Genomic DNA, 15,373 nt, shown 5'->3' with positions numbered 1-15,373 from the left:
CGTGCTGATGAGGTGTCTACCGCACCCCACTGACAATCCGTCCGTCACCGCTCCTCCGAGAGCGCGCCGGGGCTGTCCGGGACCTCCGGCAGACCGGCCGGGACGGCGGCGGTCAGGGCGGAGACCGCGGTGCCGATGCCGGCCAGCGCGGCGGTGAGGTCGCCCTCGGACGGTCCGGACGAGGCCGCGGCCATGATCACCTTGATCGAGCGGAGCAGCCCGGCGGCGGTCGCGCTGCCGGTGTGCCCGCCGCGGTAGGCGGCCAGCAGGTCCCGGACCGCCGGGCTGGCCAGGTTGAGGTAGAGCCGGGCCCGGACCTCGCCGTCGGTGCGGGCCGTGAAGGCGCGGGCCAGCCGCAGGGCGGCCGAGGGTATCCGGGCGTCCGCCCGGTCGTCCTCGATCCGGGCCTTCAGCTCGGCCTCGCGGTCCGGCACCAGCACCAGCGGCAGGCCGGGCGGGTCGAAGCGGGCCGGGACGAGCTGCTCGCCCGGGTCGGCGAGGGCGCCGGCCAGCCAGGCCGACTCGTGCTCCGGCAGCGGGCGCTCCGGGTCGCGGAACAGCTCGCGGTCGCCCTGCTCGCTGCCCAGCTCGACCACCCGGCAGCCGCGCAGCTGGGCGTAGCGGCGCAGGAACGGCAGGACGGCGTAGCGGTCGCCGCGGGCGATCGGCACCCGCATCGCCCGGTACAGCATCTCCTCGAAGCCGCCGCCGCTGCCGAGCGCGACGTGCACCGCGCCGCCTCCGGCCGCGCGCAGCGCGCCGGCCGTGAGGTCGCCCTGCGAGGTGGGCACCGGGACGTCGTCGGCGAGCAGGGTGAACAGCCGGTCGTCGCAGAGCGCGGCACCGAGCAGGTCGTTGCCGTGCCGGGCGAGGATGCGGCGCCACGCGGCGGGCCGCAGCCGGGCGGTCTCGTAGAGGCCGTCCACGATGGCGTCGGTGAGGGCCTTGCGCAGCGCGTGGTAGTGCTCGTCGCGCTGGAGGTCCTCGCGGCTGGCGGTGGGGGTGAGCCGGTTGGACTCGACCACGCCGCCGATGAACCCGGCCCAGCGGGGCAGCAGGTCGCGGGCGTCCTCGGCGAGCAGCATGCCGCGCAGGTAGACGGCGAGGTCGCGGTTGTCGCTGCTGCCGTAGGTGCCGCCGTCCTGGACCCAGAGCAGGCCGACCGCGTCGGTGACGTCCTCGACCGGGTGGACCGGGAACGCGGTGAGCGGCTCGAAGCGGCGGCCGAAGGCGGCGGCGAAGCGCATCCGGGCGGCGTACTGGTCGCCGTCGGAGGGGTGGCGCCAGGGCACCTCGACGGAGTTGACCGGCTGCTCGTCGTCCCCGAGGTGGACCGGGACCGGCAGCAGCACGCAGTAGCGGGTGAGCACGTCGCGCAGCACGTCCTCGTCGGCGAGGTGGGCGTGCTCGGCCTTGAGGGTCAGCTCGACCACCGTGCCCGGGCGGGGCCGGGCGGGCACCGGCTCGACCCGGTACTGCTCGCCGCCGCGGCTGCGGTAGCGGTGGCCGAGGTGCGGTTCGCGGTGCGAGGTGGTGGTGACGGTGACCTCGTCGGCGACCGAGAACGCGGAGAGGAAGCCCAGGCCGAAGGCGCCGATCAGCTCCTGGTTGCCGGTCAGTTCGCGCAGCATCCGGGTGTAGCCGGTGCCGACGGTGGCCAGGTAGGAGTGGATCTCGGGTTCGGTGAGGCCGGCGCCGGTGTCCTCGATGGCGACGGTCCGCCGGGCGGCGTCGGCGCGCACCCGGATCAGCGGGCGGTGGTCGCCGTCCGGGTCCTCCAGGAGCCGGCGGGTGTGCGAGTCGTGCGCGTTCTGGACGAGTTCGCGCAGGGCGACCAGCGGGGTGGAGTAGAGGTGGGTGGCGAGGACGTTCACCAGGCCGCCGAGATCGACCTCGGTCGTGCGCAGCTCCTCGGCGGGGGTGGGCTCGGGCGGGGCACCATCAGACATGGGTCCCCAGTGTGCCAGTGCGACTATCTGGCGACCATTTCTTTCTTCTTCGGCACCCTCGTGACGGAATGACGGAATGCCGTCAACTTCGAATTGACCGATCCTCCCCCATCGGGGGAATTGCCACCCGTTCGGTGGAGTTCGTCCACCGCACTGGTGAATGCTGAACCGGCGACGTACGTACGGCGAGCCGCCCGGCCCCGCGGGCCACGGCGCCCCGGAGCGGCCACCCCGGACGGCGCCACAGTCCGCACTTCTCGCCAGGGAGACCAGCGTGTCCCGTATTCGCGCAGCCGCCGCCACCGCCCTCGGGGCGTTCCTCCTCGTCGGCGTCGGCGCCGCCACCGCACACGCCGACGACGGCGCCGGCGCGGCCGACCACTCCACCGGCAGCGTGGTGAGCGACGCGGGCTCCGGCAACATCATCGGCGACGTCCACGGAAACGTGGTCAACACCCAGCAGACGGCCACCGGTTCGGGTGCGGGCAACCAGAACAACAACCTCGCGGTGACGGGCAACGGCGGAAGCGTCAGCGGCACCCAGAACAACAGCGGGAACACCGGCACCCCCCAGGGCAGCGGCGGGAACTCCCGGGGCACCGGCGGGAACTCCCGGGCCACCGGGGCCACCGGGGGCAACCGCTAGAGCGCCCCTCCCCCGGACGTCCCCAGCACCGCCCGGCCGAGCCGCAGCAGGCAGTCCCCGAGGTCCGGCCTGGTGCTGTGCGGACGGTTCCGCACCCCGTCGTTGACCAGTGCGAACAGTGCGTGCACCCGGATCCGGGCGGCCGCCGGGTCGAGCCCGGGGTGCACCTGGCGCAGCAGGCCGACCCAGGTGCGCAGGAAGTCCCGCCGGAAGTCCACCGCGGCCCGGCGGTCGGGCGGGGCCAACCGCTCCGTCTCGCTCAGCATGGCGCCCAGGTAGTCCCCGTTGCGCAGCGCGAAGCCGACGTACGCGCCCAGCCCGGCCTCCAGCGCCGCCCCGGGCCCGGCGGCGGCCGTGATCGCGCCGTCCACCTCGTGCCAGAGCCGCTCGCGGCTGCGCACCAGCGAGGCGGCGAGCAGCTCGGCCTTGCTGTCGAAGTGCCGGTACACGCTGGGACCGGATATGCCGACGGCGGCGCCGAGTTGGTCGGTGCTGACGTTGTCGAAGCCGCGCTGGTGGAACAGCCGGACGGCCGCCGCGAGCAGCTCCTCCCGGCGCGCCCGCGGCCTGTGCTCCGGCGCCGCCGGCACCGGCCCGGAGGCGGACTCCGGCACCACCGGCACCGGCCCGGCGCAGGGCCCCGCGGCCGTACCGCCCAGGGGGACCGCCAGGACGGCCGCGACCATCCCGCGCAGCAGCGCCTCGGCCCGTCGGGGCTGCGGAGCCGCCGACTGGTAGGACAGCCCGGCGCAGGCCGAGAGCGCCGACCAGCAGAGCAACTCGGCGTCCCCGGCGGCGAGTTCCGGCCGTTCCACGCGCAGCACCGCGACCATCAGGGCGACGTCGGCGCGCAGTTCACGGCGCAGCGCCGCCCGCCGGGCCGGCGGCAGCAGCCGGGCGTCGCGCTGCACCAGGGTGCCGAGCGGGCGGTGGCCGACCGCGACGGCGGCCAGCGCGGCGCCGAGGTCGGCGGTGGTGCGGGCCGGGCGCAGGCCTTCGGCGAGCGCGTCCAGGCCCAACCGGACGGCCCGGTCCAGCAGTTCGGGCTTGCCGCGGAAGTGCCGGTAGAGCGCGGGCGCGGTGATGCCGACACCGGCGGCGACCTCGGTCATCGAGACCTGGTGGTAGCCACTGCGGTGGAAGCGGTCGGCGGCCACGGCCAGGATCTGGGCGCGCCGCCCGGGCGGCCGTCGGACCACCATGGCGAGCCTCCCTCCCCTTCGGCCGGGCACCGGCCCGGCACTGGTCCCGCACCGGCCCGGCACTGGTCCGGCACGGCGCCGGCCGCTGGAACGGGACCGTGACCGGCGTCGGCGGAAGGCTAGCAAGGATTCACTTCGCACCCCGCCGACCGTGCTCCCCACCGGCTTTTCGCGCCCGGCCGACTCTGGACAGCCGAAGCTACCCCGGATTAACTTGTGGAGCCACCACCAGGCAGGTTCCGCCCCGGCCGGCAGCCCCGGCCGGCGCCGTCGAAGGGAGCGCCGCCGTGCGCCGCACCGTGTTCAACGAGGACCACGAGGCCTTCCGGGAGACCATCCGGGACTTCATCGCCAACGAGGTCGTCCCGGTCTACGAGAGCTGGGAGGCCGACGGTCACCCGCCGCGCGACTTCTACCGGCAGCTCGGCGAGCTCGGCGTCTACGGCATCGAGGTGCCGGAGGAGTACGGCGGCGCGGGCGAGAGCGGCTTCAAGTACCAGGCGGTGATCGCCGAGGAGACCGCCCGGGCGGGCGTGAGCTTCGGCTCCTCCGGCGTGCACACCGGCCTGGTGCTGCCGTACCTGCTGGAGTACGCGAACGAGGAGCAGAAGCGGCGCTGGCTCCCCGGTTTCGTCTCCGGCGACATCATGACCGCGATCGCGATGACCGAGCCGGGCGCCGGCTCCGACCTCGCGGGCATCTCCACCACCGCGCGGCTCTCCGAGGACGGCACCCACTACGTCCTGAACGGCGCCAAGACCTTCATCACCGGCGGCGTGCTGGCCGATCTCGTCCTGGTGGTCTGCCGCACCGCCCCGTACGACCCGGAGAACCGCCGGGCCGGGCTGTCCATCCTCTGCGTGGACACCGCCTCCGCGGGCTACACCGTCGGCCGCAAGCTCCAGAAGATCGGCCTGCGCACCTCGGACACCGCCGAGCTGGCGTTCAGCGACGTCCGGGTGCCGGTGGAGAACCTGCTCGGCGAGGAGGGCAGGGCCTTCTCCTACCTGACCCACAACCTGGTGCAGGAGCGGCTGGCGATCGCCGTCGGCGCGTACGCGGCGGCCGCGGCGGCGGTGCGGTTCGCGGTCCAGTACGTCAAGGAGCGCAAGGTGTTCGGCAAGGCGGTGGCCGAGTTCCAGAACACCAAGTTCACCCTGGCCGACTGCGAGTCCCAGGTGGTGGCGCAGCAGTCGATGGTGGACCGGGCGCTGGAGCTGTACCAGCACGGCGAGCTGACCGTCGCGGACGCGGCCGCGGCGAAGCTGTTCTGCACCGAGTCGGCCTCCACGGTGATCGACAAGTGCCTCCAGTTGCACGGCGGTTACGGCTACATCCTGGAGTACCCGATCGCCCGGCTCTACACCGACAACCGGGTGTTCCGGATCTACGGCGGCACCAGCGAGGTCATGCGCAGCATCATCGCCAAGTCGCTGGGCCTGTAGGGCCGTTCGGGTCCGACGGCACGGCGGGCCGCCGTTCCGCGGCGGCCCGCCCCGCTGTTCGCCGGCCCGGCGGGCGGGCTCAGTTCGGTGAGCTGTGCTCGGCGCGCCAGGCCTCCCAGCCCGCGTTGGACGCCACCTTCGCCTCCCGCAGGGCCCGCTGGGCGAGCGCGGTCGGCGGGGTGTCCAGACCGCGCACCCAGCTGCGGCCGGCCGCGATCAGCGCCGCGCACACCACCACCGTCCCGGTCGCGCTGAGCAGCGTGCCGATCGCGGTGAGCGCCACGCCGCCGGTCAGCAGCGGGCGGTTGACCTGGAACCCGGAAATGACTCTGTCGTTGGTCGCCATGCCTCCACGATGCGGGCAGTCGGCGGAGCCTGCACCTCGGACCGCCCGGCCGCGGCACTTCCGGGTGCGGGGCGCCCGGGCGTCCGCGACCCTGGGCTCACGGAGTGCGCCCGGAGCCAGGAGGAGGCGCGGTGCCCGATCTCGAACAGCTCGCCGTGGAGCACGCCGCCCGGGCGGCGGAGAGCCCGCACGGGCGCAGCGCCCACCTGGTCCTGCACGACGGGATCCTGCGGCAGACCGTGATCGCGCTGACCGCGGGCACCACGCTGGACGAGCACAACCCGCCCGCCGCGGGCAGCGTCCAGGTGCTGCGCGGCCGGGTCTCGCTGACCATCGCCGGTCGGCGGCTGGAACTGCCGGCCGGCCACCTGGAGCCCGTCCCGCAGGAGCGGCACGGGCTGCTGGCGCACGTCGACTCGGTGGTGCTGCTGACCGCCGTCACCGCGTAGCGGGCGAGGGCTCCGTGGAGGGAGAGGACTCCGCGGCGGGCGGGGACTCCGCAGCGGGCGAGAGCTCGGTAGCGGGTCAGTGCTCCACGGGGGCGAACACGCTGTCGCTGACCAGCCGCAGTCCCCGCAGGAAGTCCTGCCCGCCGGGCGCGAGCTCGGGCGCGGCCAGCCACTGGGCGCAGTAGCCGGCCAGCAGCGTCTGGTAGAAGGACCCGCGGGCGACCTCCTCCGCGGTGTCCGGCACCTCGGGCAGCCCCTGGAACACCGCGGCCAGTCCGAGCCGGCCCTCCTTCTGCGCCGCCGCGAAGGCGTCCGCCAGGTCGGGGGCGTGCCCCGCCTGGGCGAGCGCCTCGAACTGGGCCGCCCAGAGCCCGCGGTGCTCGACGAAGACGTCCCGCAGGCCGTCCCAGACGGCCGCGAAGCGCACCTCCGGGTCGTCCGACACCTGGTTGGCGGCGATCACCACCGCGCCCAGGGCCTCCCCCATCTCTCCGATCGCCTCGATCATCGCCGCGTTGAGCAGCGCCTCCTTCGAGCCGAAGTGGTAGCCGATCGCGGCCAGGCTGACGCCGGAGGCGGTCGCGATGTCGCGGGCGGTGGTGCGGCCGTAGCCCTTCTCGTACAGGCAGCGCTTGGCGCCGCCCATCAGGTCTTCGCGGTTTCCCATGCCCTGATCCTACGGAAGCCATGGACGAATGTCTCGCACATTCGTCTCACTCGGTCGTACGTCTCACTCGATCGTCCGTCTTGCACGAGCGACTTGCACATACGTACTAGACAAGCGTCTGAGTCATCCGTACCGTCTTCCCCATGACCGCAACCACCGGCCGCGCAGGCCGTCGCGAATGGATCGGCCTGGCCGTCCTCCTGCTCCCTACCCTCGTCCTCACCATGGACATGGGCGTGCTCTTCTTCGCCGTCCCGTACATCTCCACCACGCTGGCGCCGAGCGGCACCCAGCAGCTGTGGATCATGGACATGTACTCGTTCCTGCTGGCCGGACTGCTCATCACGATGGGCGCGCTGGGCGACCGGATCGGCCGCCGCCGACTGCTGATGATCGGCGCCGCCGGCTTCGCGGGCGCCTCGCTGCTGGCCGCCTGGTCGCACGACGCCGACCAGCTGATCGCGGCGCGTGCGCTGCTCGGCGCCGCCGGGGCCACCGTGATGCCCTCGACCCTCGCGCTGATCCGCAACATGTTCCACGACCCCAAGCAGCGGCAGGTCGCGCTCGGCGCCTGGGGCGGCATCCTCACCGCCGGGGCCACCCTCGGCCCGGTCGCCGGCGGGCTCCTGCTGGAGCACTTCTGGTGGGGCTCGGCCTTCCTGCTCGCCGTCCCGGTGATGGCCCTGGTGCTGCTGGCCGCGCCCGTCCTGCTCCCCGAGTACCGCTCCACCGGCCGCACCGGCCGCTTCGACCTGCTCGGCGCCGTGCTCTCGCTGACCGCGATCCTGCCGCTGGTCTACGGCGTCAAGACGATCGCCGTCGAGGGCTGGAGCCTGCTGCCCGGGCTGGCCGTCCCCGCCGGACTGCTGCTGGCCGGTGCCTTCCTGTGGCGCCAGCGCACCGCCGCGAACCCGCTGCTCGACCTGAGCCTGTTCCGGATCCGCACCTTCAGCGGCGCGATCAGCGTCAACAGCATCGCGATGTTCGCGATGATGGGCTTCTCCCTCTTCACCTCGCAGTACCTCCAGCTGGTCAAGGGCATGAGCCCGCTGACCGCCTCGCTCTGGTCGCTGGTGCCGAGCCTGGGCGTCGGCGCCGCGGTCGGGACCAGCTCGGCGCTGGCCGGGAAGGTCCGCCCGGCGGTGCTGATGGGCGGCGGCTTCCTGGTCGGCTCGGCGGGCTTCGCGATGATGACCCTGGTCGGCCCGCACTCCCCGCTGGCGCTCATCCTCACCGCGGCCGGGGTGCTGGCCGCCGGGACGGTCGGCACCATGACGATGACCGCCGAGATGGTCGTCTCCGCCGCCCCGGTCGAGCAGGCCGGCGCCGCCTCCGCCACCTCCGAGACCGCCGTCGAGCTCGGCAGCTCGCTCGGCATCGCCCTGCTCGGCGCGGCCGGCGCCGCGGTCTACCGCCACCGGCTGGACGGCGCCCTCCCGGCCGGCGTCGACGGCGAGGCCGCCCGGAGCGCCCAGGACACCCTCGGCGGAGCGGTCACCGTCGCCGCCCACCTGCCCGGCCGACTCGGCGCCGACCTGCTGGAGACCACCCGCACCGCCTTCACCGACGGCCTGCACGTCGCGGCCGTGGTCGGCCTGGTCTTCGCCCTGGGCGCCGCCGTCCTGGCCTACCGCCTGATGCGGCACCTCCCGGCCGCCGCCCCCGCCACCGCCCCGGAACCCGCTCCGGAGCCCGCCGCCGTCTGACCCGTCCGACCCGTCCGGCCCGATCCACGCGAGTCATCGAGAGCCCCCGCCCATCCCGGGCGGGGGCTCTCCGCCGTCCAGGGAGCCGGCCTCCCGGGCGCCGCCCTCCCGCCCCCCGCGCAGCGGTCGCGCCGATCGCCCGAGCGGCCCCGCGCCGCGCCTCCACCCGGGGGTGGACCGCGCCGGGTCCACCCCCGGGCGCGTGTGCCGGCCGCCCGCCGGGAGGACCGTGGAAGCACACCTCGGATCGACCGCCGGGAGCCCCTCATGTCCCTGCCCGCCCTCCTCTCCCTCCTCGGCGTCCTCTGCTGGGTCGCCTACGAGCTGCTGCTGCGCCGGCGCGAGGACACCGCCGCCGGCACCTGGCACGCCGACCGCCGCGACCGCGGGTCCACCCGGCTGCTGCTCGGCTGCTACGTCCTGTCGGTCCTGGTCGTGGTGCTGTTCGAGCGCGCCGGGATCGGCGAACTGCCCTCCTGGGCCGCCTGGTTCGGGGTGGCCCTGGCGGTCGCCGGGCTGGCGCTGCGGGCCTGGGGCATGCGCACCCTGGGCCGCTACTACACCCGCACCCTGCGCACCGTGGACACCCAGCGCCTGGTCCGCACCGGCCCGTACCGGCTGATCCGGCACCCCGGGTACGCCGGCAGCCTGCTGGTCTGGGTCGGCTACGCGGTCGGCACCGGCAGCTGGGCGGCCGCCCTGGTGGTCGCGGCCCTGCTGCTCGCCGCGTACGGCTGGCGGATCTCCGCCGAGGAGCGGCTGCTGCTGGACGCCTTCGGGAGCGAGTACGCGCAGTACCGCCGGGCGACGAAGCGCCTGGTGCCGTTCGTCCACTGAACGCCCCGACGCGGTCGGCCGGGTGTGAGCTTCGGCACCCGTGTCCGGCCGGGCCGGTGCCGCCGCGCTCGCGATCCGCTCGAACGGCACCTGGTTTTTGGCCAGCGTTTCCCGGCTGGTGTATCCGTTCGCCGTCAGGTACAGGCATACTGGCCAGCACGGGCGCAAGCGCCCGCCATGACTCCTGACAAGAAGGGACCGGTGGCCAGGGATGCTGCGGAACGGTCTTGAGCCCTGGCACATTCTCGTGGTGCTGGCGGTCGTAATCCTGCTGTTCGGATCGAAGAAGCTGCCCGAGATGGCCCGTGGCCTGGGCAAGTCCATGCGCATCCTGAAGGCCGAGACGAAGGCCATGCGCGAGGACGACACCCCGGCGGACGCCGCGGCCGGCACCGCGCAGAGCACCGCCGCTCCCCAGCAGGGCGCCACCGCTCCCCAGCAGAGCGCCGACCGCCCGGCCGTCACGCCGACCAACGTGACCAAGGCCACCGAGACCAAGCGGCCCGAGACGACCGCCTGAGTCCGCCCCTTCCTCCGGAAAGCCCCTGGTGAACCACCAGGGGCTTTCCGCGTTCCGGGGCCGTCCTGAAGCGTTCCGGGACCGCTCCGGCCACCGCCCCTCCCGACTGGCCGTCCGATCTGATCCGTTGTCTCCTGGTATGCACCCACCGGAGGAACGGAGCCCGGCATGCCGACCGACGAATCCGGCGCCGGGCCCGAGGGCGGGCCCGGCGACGAACTGGCCGAGCTGCGGGCGCGGCTGAGCGCCGTCGAGGCCCAGGAGGCACGGCTCGCCGAACAGTTGGCCGCCGGGCCGACCGCACTCCCGGCGGACCGCCCACCGCCCCGGCACCGGGTCCGCTCCTTCCTCGCCGCCCTCCTGATCGTGCTGGCCTGCGCGCTCACCCCGCTCGGCGCCCTCGCGCTCTGGGCACGGTCCGAGATCAGCGACACCGACCGCTACCTCGCGACGATGGCCCCGCTGGCCGAGGACCCCAGGATCAAGGCGGCCGTCACCGACCGGGTGACCGCAGAGATCGTGAAGAAGCTCCCGCTCGACTCGCTGCTCGACGGCCTCGCCCCGGACGACCGGCCCAAGCTCGGCGCCCTGCTGGGCGGCATCGGCCAGGCCCTGGACGACGGGCTCGGCAGCCTCGTCCACGCCCAGGTCGAACGGCTCGTGAACAGCGACGCCTTCGTCACCCTCTGGACGGACGTCAACCGGGACGCCCACGCCGCGGTCGAGAAGATGGTGACCGGGCAGGGCGGCGGCGCCGTCGAGGTGCACGACGACACCGTGGTGCTCGACCTCGCCCCGGTGATCGCCCGGGTGAAGTCCGCGCTGGTGGACCAGGGGCTCCCGCTGGCCTCCCGGATCCCGGAGATCCACACCTCCTACCCGCTGGTGCGGTCCGACGCCCTCCCCGAGGTCCGCACCACCCTGCGGGTCCTGGACCTGGCCGGCTTCTGGGTGCCGGTGCTGGCCGGGGCCTGCGCGCTCGGCGGTGTGCTGCTCGCGACCCGGCGCCGCCGGGCGGTGGTGGCGACGGCCCTCGGCATGGCGGGCGGGGCGCTGCTGCTGGGCATCGGGCTGAGCGCGTTCCGGGCCGTCTACCTGGACCGGCTCCCGGCCGATGTCGACCAGGCGGCCGCCCGGGCGGTGTACGACGCCCTGGTGCGGTACCTGCGCTCGGCCGTCCGGGTGGTGGTCACCCTCGGCCTGCTGGTCGCCCTCGGCGCCTGGGTGATCGGCCCCGGACGGTGGGCGCGCACCGTCCGGGGCGGCTGGCGCGCCGGGCTGGGCGCGGTGCGGCGGGTGGCCGCACGGGCCGGACTGCGACTCGGGCCGGTCGGCCGGTTCGTCCACCGCTGGAAGGCCCCGCTGGGCTGGCTGGCGGTCGCCCTCACGGCGCTGGCCTTCGTGCTGTGGAGCCACCCGACGGTGCTGGTGACGCTCTGTCTGGCGCTCGGGCTGCTCGCCGTCCTGGCGGTGCTGGAGCTGCTGGACGCGCCGGGGCAGGACCGGGCGGGACGGCCCGGGAAAGGAGCCGGGGCCTCGGCCTGAGGGGCGGCCATCCGGAGCACGGGGCCTTCCGGGGCCCTCGGGGCCTTCCGGCGCCGGCGGGGCGCGAGGCCCCCGAAGAACCGCCGAAACGGAGGGGCCGCAGCTGCGGCGGCCCGTACGGCGACGGCGCGGGGGCTCGCCCGATCGGACCAGGCGGGCGAGCGGACGGGACCGGGCCCGGGGAGGCTGGGCGGGATGTCCGAGAACCCTCCGCCCCCTGCCGACCTGCGGGCCTGGCTCTGGCTGCTGATCGCGTCGACGCTGCTTATGGTCGGGTACTTCACGCTGCCCCTGGAGTGGCTCGGCGAGCGCCGGCCGGTGCTGAGCTGGCTGGTGTTCGCGGGAGCGCTGGTCGGGCTGACCTGGCTGATGCTGGCCAAGATCGTCGGGGTGATGCGGGGGACGGCCAAGCGGCCGGTGGTCTGGCTGGCCTTCCTCATCTTCCTGGCGCTGACCATCTTCGCGGGGACGTACTACGTGATGGGCGCGCACAAGTCGGAGTTCGCCGGGCTGGAGACCCGGCTGGACGCGCTGTACTTCACCGTGGTGACGATGGCGACGGTCGGGTACGGGGACATCACCCCGGCCGGGCAGACGGCGCGCCTCGTGGTGGTGCTGCAGATCGGGTACAACTTCGTGTTCCTCGCGGCGGCGGCCGGAACGGCGTCCCGGGCGGTCCGGGGGAACGTGGAGCGGCGGATCCGACGGCAGGACTGAGGCCGGCGCGGACGGCAACGGACGTCCGCCCGGCGCCCCTGCGGCCACCCCGCCGGCACCCCTGCGCCCACCCCGCCGGAAGGCCTTTCCGACAATCCGTCAAAATTCTTTAGTTCTTTGACAGTTGGCTCCACACCGGCCGCCCCGTCGAGGGCAGCGGGTCGAGCGCCGGAACCCGGCCGGCACCACGCTCCGGCCAACCGGGCTGCCCGGATCCGCGAGGACGCCGTACCCGTAAAGTGACCTCACAAAATTCTCATGTTTTCGCTCGGCCGGACGACGCGTTCCGCGGCGGCCAGGGAGACGAAGAAGTCCGGGAGGGTCCGTGGAAGGTCATGAGGTACGCAAGCTCGCCGAGCTCGAAGACCGGCACTGGTGGTACAAGGAGCGGCGGATACTGCTGGGCCGGGAGCTCGCCAAGTTCAGCAAGGCGGGCACCGCGCTGGACATCGGGGCCGCGGGCGGTGGCAACACCCGGGTGCTGAGGGCGAACGGCTGGAAGCCGATCGCGATCGAGTACGGGGAGGAGGGCGCCCGGGTGGCCCGCGACCGCGGGCTCACCGTGATGCGGGCCGACGCCCGCAGGCTCCCGGTCGCCGACGGCGCGATCGACCTGGTGGTCGCCTTCGACGTGCTGGAGCACATCGAGGAGGACGACGCGGCGATGGCCGAGATCCACCGGGTGCTGCGCCCCGGCGGAGTGGCACTCATCGCGGTGCCGAGCGACATGAGGCTCTGGTCGGCGCACGACGTCGCGGTCGGCCACGTCCGCCGCTACACCCGCGACACCCTGCGCGAGGTGATCGTCGGCAGCGGCTTCACCATGGAGACCCTGGACAGCTGGAACGTCCTGCTCCGCCCGGCCGCCGCCTGGCGCCGGAAGAAGAGCACCGGCAGCGACCTGGACGACGTTCCGGCATTCATCAACACCGCGCTCAGCACGGTGATCGCCGCCGAGCGCTACCTGCCCGTCCAGGGCCTGCCGGGTGTCTCCCTGCTGACCCGGGCCCGCAAGCCCGTCACCGCCGCCCGGTAGGCGCCACCAGGGTTTCCGTCGGCCCCTTGCCGCGCAGGGGGCCGACGGGCGTGCGCCCCGACGTTTCCGCCGGCCGGTCGGCGGAGTCTCCGCCGCGGCCGGTGCGGGTGGTGCACAGCACTGTCCACAGGCTGTGGACAGTGCTGTGCACTCCGGAACGGCCGATGCGGCTCGGGCCGATCAGCCCCAGATCATGTCCTCCGCGACGACCGTCGCCGCGGTGTTCTGCGCGGGCGCCTCCCAGGCCGTGGTACCGGCGATGGCGAAGAGGCCGGCGGCCACGGCGAGCGCGGCGATGGACCGCTTGAAGATCTTGGTGCGAGACATGGAAATCCTCTCGAAACTGCACGAAAAGGCGAAACCGCCCCCCGTGACGGACGCTCCCCAGCGCTTGATCAACAGGCTAGCCACAGCAGCGCGTTGGGGGAAATGACCGCCGGACGAACCGGGACGCACCACCCGCGGACACCCTCACCCGCGGCAAAGGACACGAATCCGCCTCCGCGAAGCCGGTGGCAGGCGGCCGGGCCCGTCAGTCGTCCTGGAGATCGACGGCGGTGTGCAGGGTGGCGAACAGGGCCGAGAGGCGGGCGTTCCAGTTGGCGTACGTCGGGACGTCGATGGCGTGCTTCTTGCCCATGTCCTTGACCACCTTCTGGGCGTCCTTGAGCTCCTGCGCGGCGTCGTCCGGGTTGCCCTCGTTGAGGCGCGCGGCGGTGGTGTCGAGGATCCTCAACAGGTCGGTCTGCTTGTCCCGCTCCCTGCCGACCTGGGCCTGGGCGACGGCTTGGCGGAAGGCCTGGATCTGCAGCGCCGCGGGCTGGTTGCGCGGGACGGCCTGGGTGGGGGCCGGGGGCGCGGACGGCGCCGCCGAGCTGCTGGTGGGCGCCGCGGAGGCCTTCGGGGTGGGCGTCGTGGTCGGGGCGGTGGACGGGGCGGTGGCCGCGGCGGGCTTGGCGGCGGCCGCGTTGCCGGCCGGCTCGTCGAAGGCGGTGAGGGCGAGCGCGGTGACGCCGGCCAGGCCCGCCACGCCCAGCGCCCCGAACACCAGCGGCTTCCGCCGGCTGCGGGCAGGAGAGGGCGGGTTCCCGGGCCCGGGCCTCGGGACCGGGACGTAGGCGGGAGCCGCCGGGGCGGGGATCGGCGCCATCACCGAGGTGGCGGCCGGCGGCTGGGGCGGCAGCACGGTGGTGTGCTGCTGGTTCGGCGCCGGGAAGTGCGGCACCGGCGGCAGCAGCTGGGTGGCGGCCCCGCCCGCGTTCGCGAGCAGCTCCGCCGTCGGGTCGGCGACCATCAGCCCCGGTACGGTGCCGAGGAGTTCGGCCCGGGCGGTGGCCGCGTCGGCCGGGCGGTCGGCCGGCTTCTTGGCCAGCAGCCGCAGCACCGCCGCGTCCAGCGCGGGCGGCAGGCCCGGGCGGCGGACGGACGGCGGCAGCGGCTGCTCGCTGACGTGCTTGAAGGCGATCGCCACCGGGGTCTCGGCGGTGAACGGGGTCGCGCCGGTGAGCATCTCGGTCAGCACGCAGCCGACCGCGTACAGGTCCGTCCGCCCGTCCAGTTCCGAGGCGGTGGCCTGTTCGGGCGAGAGGTAGGCGGCCGTGCCGAGCACGCTCGCGGTCTGGGTCAGGTTGCTGGAGGAACCGGCCCTGGCGATGCCGAAGTCGACGACCTTCACCCCGCCGTCATCGGTGATCATGATGTTCCCGGGCTTGATGTCCCGGTGCACCAGCCCGGCCGCGTGCGCGACCGACAGCGCCTCGCAGACCGCCGCCGCGATGCCCACGGCGCGCTCCACCGGCAGCGCCTGCTGCTCCGCCAGCAGGGCGGCCAGCGAACGGCCGTTGACGAGCTCCATGACGATGAACGGGGTGCCCTGGTCCACGCCCGAGTCGAAGACCATGACGATCCTCGGGTGCGCCAGCATGGCCGCGTGCTGCGCCTCGCGGCTGAAGCGCTCGGCGAAGCGGGGGTCGTCGGCGAGTCCGCCGTTGAGTACCTTGACGGCCACCTGACGGCCCAGCACCCGGTCCGTCCCGCGCCAGACGGTGGCCATGCCGCCGACGCCGAGCAAGTCGACGAGTTCGTAACGCCCGTTCAGCGCCCGTCCGATCACCTGGAGCTCCCCTCACGTGCCCTGCCCGGGGTCCCGGGCCGCCTCGTGCACCTGTGCACGATAGCCGCCCCGCCGAACGCGCCGACCAGGGGCGGAGGGTGGCGGTCGGGGGACCGGGCAGCGGTCCCCCGGCCGCCGGCACGGGGGTGGGGGGGGGGGGGGAGCTCGGGGGGAGTGGGGGGGGGGTCGTGTGGT

15 protein-coding genes are annotated in these 15,373 nt (G+C 74.2%); 9 read left to right on the top strand and 6 right to left on the bottom strand.

Annotated features, from left to right (window positions below):
- Positions 1–44 precede the first annotated feature (44 nt).
- Positions 45–1,949, bottom strand: coding sequence for an ATP-binding protein (locus tag ACFVGO_RS23950; protein ID WP_359910382.1), 1,905 nt, complete (start codon positions 1,947–1,949; stop codon positions 45–47).
- A 274-nt stretch (positions 1,950–2,223) separates the two neighbouring features.
- Between ACFVGO_RS23950 and ACFVGO_RS23945 the strand changes: the two genes are divergently transcribed.
- Positions 2,224–2,595, top strand: coding sequence for a hypothetical protein (locus tag ACFVGO_RS23945; RefSeq protein ID WP_380355414.1), 372 nt, complete (start codon positions 2,224–2,226; stop codon positions 2,593–2,595).
- Here ACFVGO_RS23945 and ACFVGO_RS23940 read toward each other — a convergent pair.
- Complete coding sequence (locus ACFVGO_RS23940; protein ID WP_380355416.1) at positions 2,592–3,797, bottom strand: TetR/AcrR family transcriptional regulator; 1,206 nt, start codon at positions 3,795–3,797, stop codon at positions 2,592–2,594. The two genes, ACFVGO_RS23945 and ACFVGO_RS23940, sit on opposite strands and share 4 nt — an antisense overlap.
- 287 nt (positions 3,798–4,084) lie before the next feature.
- Here ACFVGO_RS23940 and ACFVGO_RS23935 point away from each other — a divergent pair, with 287 nt between their 5' ends.
- The gene (locus tag ACFVGO_RS23935) at positions 4,085–5,242 is read left to right on the top strand and encodes an acyl-CoA dehydrogenase family protein (protein WP_359910373.1); all 1,158 of its coding nucleotides are present in this window, start codon (positions 4,085–4,087) and stop codon (positions 5,240–5,242) included.
- A 79-nt stretch (positions 5,243–5,321) separates the two neighbouring features.
- On the opposite strand, the gene ACFVGO_RS23930 is transcribed toward ACFVGO_RS23935, so the two are convergent.
- On the bottom strand, positions 5,322–5,588 hold the full coding sequence (locus ACFVGO_RS23930) for a hypothetical protein (RefSeq protein WP_359910370.1): 267 nt from the start codon (positions 5,586–5,588) through the stop codon (positions 5,322–5,324).
- A 131-nt stretch (positions 5,589–5,719) separates the two neighbouring features.
- Here ACFVGO_RS23930 and ACFVGO_RS23925 point away from each other — a divergent pair, with 131 nt between their 5' ends.
- A complete protein-coding gene (locus ACFVGO_RS23925) occupies positions 5,720–6,037 on the top strand; it encodes a cupin (RefSeq protein WP_359910367.1) in 318 nt (105 codons plus the stop codon).
- Positions 6,038–6,113: 76 nt separating this feature from the next.
- On the opposite strand, the gene ACFVGO_RS23920 is transcribed toward ACFVGO_RS23925, so the two are convergent.
- Positions 6,114–6,704, bottom strand: a complete 591-nt coding sequence (locus tag ACFVGO_RS23920) for a TetR/AcrR family transcriptional regulator (RefSeq protein WP_359910364.1) — start codon at positions 6,702–6,704, stop codon at positions 6,114–6,116.
- Between the two features lie 143 nt (positions 6,705–6,847).
- On the opposite strand from ACFVGO_RS23920, the gene ACFVGO_RS23915 reads away from it, so the two are divergent.
- From ACFVGO_RS23915 to ACFVGO_RS23890, 6 genes are all read left to right on the top strand, one after another.
- Positions 6,848–8,410 (top strand): MFS transporter, encoded by a 1,563-nt coding sequence (locus ACFVGO_RS23915; RefSeq protein WP_380355420.1) that lies wholly within the window; start codon positions 6,848–6,850, stop codon positions 8,408–8,410.
- A gap of 267 nt (positions 8,411–8,677) precedes the next feature.
- Positions 8,678–9,247 carry an isoprenylcysteine carboxylmethyltransferase family protein gene (locus ACFVGO_RS23910; protein ID WP_359910358.1) on the top strand — a complete coding sequence of 190 codons (570 nt, stop codon included), beginning with the start codon at positions 8,678–8,680 and terminating at the stop codon, positions 9,245–9,247.
- A gap of 211 nt (positions 9,248–9,458) precedes the next feature.
- A complete protein-coding gene (gene tatA, locus ACFVGO_RS23905) occupies positions 9,459–9,767 on the top strand; it encodes a Sec-independent protein translocase subunit TatA (protein ID WP_359910355.1) in 309 nt (102 codons plus the stop codon).
- Between the two features lie 168 nt (positions 9,768–9,935).
- Positions 9,936–11,312: a hypothetical protein gene (locus ACFVGO_RS23900; RefSeq protein WP_380633910.1), complete on the top strand. Its 1,377-nt coding sequence runs from the start codon at positions 9,936–9,938 to the stop codon at positions 11,310–11,312.
- 195 nt (positions 11,313–11,507) lie between these two features.
- Positions 11,508–12,029 (top strand): ion channel, encoded by a 522-nt coding sequence (locus tag ACFVGO_RS23895; protein ID WP_359910349.1) that lies wholly within the window; start codon positions 11,508–11,510, stop codon positions 12,027–12,029.
- A 325-nt stretch (positions 12,030–12,354) separates the two neighbouring features.
- Positions 12,355–13,065 carry a class I SAM-dependent methyltransferase gene (locus ACFVGO_RS23890; RefSeq protein WP_380550198.1) on the top strand — a complete coding sequence of 237 codons (711 nt, stop codon included), beginning with the start codon at positions 12,355–12,357 and terminating at the stop codon, positions 13,063–13,065.
- 180 nt (positions 13,066–13,245) lie between these two features.
- Here the strand turns inward: ACFVGO_RS23890 and ACFVGO_RS23885 are convergent, their stop codons facing one another.
- Entirely contained in the window at positions 13,246–13,392 is a 147-nt protein-coding gene (locus tag ACFVGO_RS23885) for a hypothetical protein (RefSeq protein WP_359902129.1), read from the bottom strand.
- A gap of 205 nt (positions 13,393–13,597) precedes the next feature.
- A complete protein-coding gene (locus ACFVGO_RS23880; RefSeq protein ID WP_380633907.1) occupies positions 13,598–15,178 on the bottom strand; it encodes a protein kinase in 1,581 nt (526 codons plus the stop codon).
- Positions 15,179–15,373: the final 195 nt, after the last annotated feature.

It is taken from the genome of Kitasatospora sp. NPDC057738, assembly GCF_042798815.1.
Taxonomy (GTDB): domain Bacteria; phylum Actinomycetota; class Actinomycetes; order Streptomycetales; family Streptomycetaceae; genus Kitasatospora; species Kitasatospora lactacystinica.
This window is presented reverse-complemented; position numbering and strand designations above follow the sequence as displayed.

Excerpts from the sequence above, each read along its gene's own strand:
- ACFVGO_RS23930 (WP_359910370.1), bottom strand. The coding sequence starts at position 5,588 with ATGGCGACCAACGACAGAGTCATTTCCGGGTTCCAGGTCAACCGCCCG.
- tatA (WP_359910355.1), top strand. The coding sequence starts at position 9,459 with ATGCTGCGGAACGGTCTTGAGCCCTGGCACATTCTCGTGGTGCTGGCG.
- ACFVGO_RS23950 (WP_359910382.1), bottom strand. The coding sequence starts at position 1,949 with ATGTCTGATGGTGCCCCGCCCGAGCCCACCCCCGCCGAGGAGCTGCGC.
- ACFVGO_RS23940 (WP_380355416.1), bottom strand. The coding sequence starts at position 3,797 with ATGGTGGTCCGACGGCCGCCCGGGCGGCGCGCCCAGATCCTGGCCGTG.
- ACFVGO_RS23900 (WP_380633910.1), top strand. The coding sequence starts at position 9,936 with ATGCCGACCGACGAATCCGGCGCCGGGCCCGAGGGCGGGCCCGGCGAC.
- ACFVGO_RS23920 (WP_359910364.1), bottom strand. The coding sequence starts at position 6,704 with ATGGGAAACCGCGAAGACCTGATGGGCGGCGCCAAGCGCTGCCTGTAC.
- ACFVGO_RS23915 (WP_380355420.1), top strand. The coding sequence starts at position 6,848 with ATGACCGCAACCACCGGCCGCGCAGGCCGTCGCGAATGGATCGGCCTG.
- ACFVGO_RS23885 (WP_359902129.1), bottom strand. The coding sequence starts at position 13,392 with ATGTCTCGCACCAAGATCTTCAAGCGGTCCATCGCCGCGCTCGCCGTG.
- ACFVGO_RS23910 (WP_359910358.1), top strand. The coding sequence starts at position 8,678 with ATGTCCCTGCCCGCCCTCCTCTCCCTCCTCGGCGTCCTCTGCTGGGTC.
- ACFVGO_RS23895 (WP_359910349.1), top strand. The coding sequence starts at position 11,508 with ATGTCCGAGAACCCTCCGCCCCCTGCCGACCTGCGGGCCTGGCTCTGG.